This window comes from Novosphingobium sp., from assembly GCF_031424035.1.
In the GTDB taxonomy this organism is placed as follows: Bacteria; Pseudomonadota; Alphaproteobacteria; order Sphingomonadales; family Sphingomonadaceae; genus Novosphingobium.
The window spans coordinates 1-2,434 of record NZ_JANPGP010000079.1 but is presented as its reverse complement, the minus strand read 5'-3'; the positions used below and the strand labels follow the sequence as shown (position 1 = coordinate 2,434).

General features: G+C 63.7%; 1 protein-coding gene and 1 pseudogene. Both read right to left on the bottom strand.

The window, feature by feature from the left end; all coding sequences use genetic code 11:
* Positions 1 to 101 precede the first annotated feature (101 nt).
* Positions 102 to 1,487, bottom strand: a pseudogene (locus tag RMO89_RS11975) (sigma-54-dependent transcriptional regulator).
* A gap of 25 nt (positions 1,488 to 1,512) precedes the next feature.
* Positions 1,513 to 2,434 (bottom strand): ATP-binding protein (locus RMO89_RS11970; RefSeq protein ID WP_310533341.1); only part of this gene is annotated, 922 nt, incomplete at its 5' end.

Below are 2,434 nucleotides of genomic sequence, written 5' to 3'. Positions count from 1 at the left end.
GCGGTCCGCAATCTGGCCGGACTGTGAACAGTCAGGCCGAAGACAGATCGTGTTTATCGTGGAATCGACTGCCGGTAAACGTGAAAGCGCTGTCAGCGCGATTATTCCTCGTCCTCGTCATCGCGCCGTTCGCCCATGCCGAGCAGCTTGAGTTTGCGGTGCAGTGCCGAGCGTTCCATGCCGATGAAGCCGGCGGTCTTGGAAATGTTGCCTGAAAATCGGCGAATCTGCACTTTGAGATATTCTCGCTCAAAGTTCTCACGCGCCTCGCGCAGTGGCACGGCCATCAGCGCAGAGAGGCGCGAATCGCTCTGGATGCGCTCACTCAGAATCTCGGCTGGCAGCATGTCGACCTGAATCACTGCCAGCCGGTCACGCGGGGCGAGGATAATCGTGCGTTCGATGACATTGCGCAGCTGGCGCACATTGCCCGGCCATTCGTAGGCCTGCAACGCGGCCATTGCGTCATTGCCCACTTCGGGCGGCGGAATGCCCTGATCGCGGGCATAGCGGGCGAAGAAATGCCCGGCGAGCGCAGGAATGTCGTCGCGTCGGTCCGCAAGTGGCGGCACCAGAATGGGAACTACGTTGAGACGATAGAACAGGTCTTCGCGGAACCGCCCGGCAGCGATCTCCTCCTCAAGATTACGCGATGTCGACGAAACAACCCGCACATCGACGCGGATCTGGCGGTTGCCGCCCACCCGCACGAATGCCTGATCGGTGAGCACCCGCAGGATGCGAGCCTGCGTGGAAAGCGGCATGTCTGCCACTTCGTCGAGATAAAGTGTGCCGCCGTCGGCGGTCTCCAACAGGCCCGGGCGCAGCAGGCTGCCGTCTGCTTCCTCGCCGAACAGCTCGGCCTCGAACCGTTCAGGCGTGATGCGGGCGGAATTGACGCTGACGAAGGCCTTGTCCGTGCGGTTGCTCCAGGCATGCAGCAGCCGGGCGGCGACTTCCTTGCCGGAACCCGCAGGCCCCGAGATCAGCAGGCGGCTGCCGGTGTTGGCGACGCGCTTGATCGTGGCGCGGACCGAATTGATCGCGGTGCTGTTGCCGGTGAATTCATCGGCTGTGGCAAAGCCCTGGCGCAGCTGGGCGTTCTCGCGGCGCAACTGTTCGGTCTCGGTCGCGCGGGCAACGAGGTGGAGCAGCTTTTCGGCCTCGAAGGGCTTCTCGATGAAATCGACCGCACCGTGCCCGATGGCCGCGACGGCGGTTTCGATGTTGCCATGGCCTGATTAGACGATGTCCGGCAGATCCGGCTCTCGCTGCTTGATCGCATCGAGCACTTCGAGCCCGTCCATCGGGCTGCCGTGCAGCCAGACATCGAGCAGCACCAACGAGGGGCGGCGTGCGTCAACCGCCGCCAGCGCCGAGGCACTGTCGCCCGCCGTGCGGCATTCGTAGCCCTCATCGCTGAGCACGCCGGCCACCAGCTCGCGAATGTCGCGTTCGTCATCAACGATCAGAATGTCGAGCGCCATCAGGTGTCCTTCGCGGCAATATGCATTATTCGGCAGCCTCAGCAGTACGTTTGCCCGCCAACGGATCGCGGGCGAAGCGCATGGTCACCCGCGCGCCGCCGCCCTTTGCCGTGGCGAAAGTCATCTCACCGCCGTGTTCCTCGACGATCTTGTTGACGATGGCGAGGCCGAGGCCAGTCCCCTTCTCGCGCGTGGTGACGTATGGCTCGACGATGCGCTCGCCGTCTTTGGGCAGGCCAATGCCGTTGTCCTCGATCGACACCAGAATCGTTTCACCGTCCTGGCGCATTGCCACCGAGATGCGCCCGGAAACCGGGCCAGCGGCGCCCTTGCCGCGCGCGTCGATGGCCTCGATGGCGTTCTTGAGCACATTGGTCATCGCCTGTCCAAACTGGTGACGATCGCAGGCAATTGCGGGAACCTTGCCCTTGGCACTGAAGGAGAAAGCAATGTCGGGCCGGGCGACTTCCTGTAGAAAAAGCGCCTGTCGTGCGAGATCGATCGGGTCTTCGCTGCGGAAGGCCGGCTTGGGCAGGCGCGCAAAAGACGAAAACTCGTCGACCATTTTGCGCAAGTCACCCACTTGCCGGATGATTGTCGCGGTCAACTCGGCGAACAGTTCGGGATTGTCGGTGATCTGCTTGCCATAGCGCCGGCTGAGCCGTTCGGTGGCGAGCTGGATCGGGGTCAGCGGGTTCTTGATTTCGTGCGCGATCCGCCGGGCGACGTCGGACCACGCGGCCTGGCGCTGATCGAGCAACTGGCGGGTGATGTCCTCGAAGGTGATGACGAACCCGGCCGCGCCACTGACCAGCTTGACCGCGAGCGTCAGCAGTTCGCCGCCCTTGCCGTACTGGACGATCCCGCTGGAAAGTCCCGCTTCGGCCAGCGCCCACAGCTGCGGAGCGTCGTCGCCCAGCTTCATCCCCAGCGGGCCAGGCGCGACG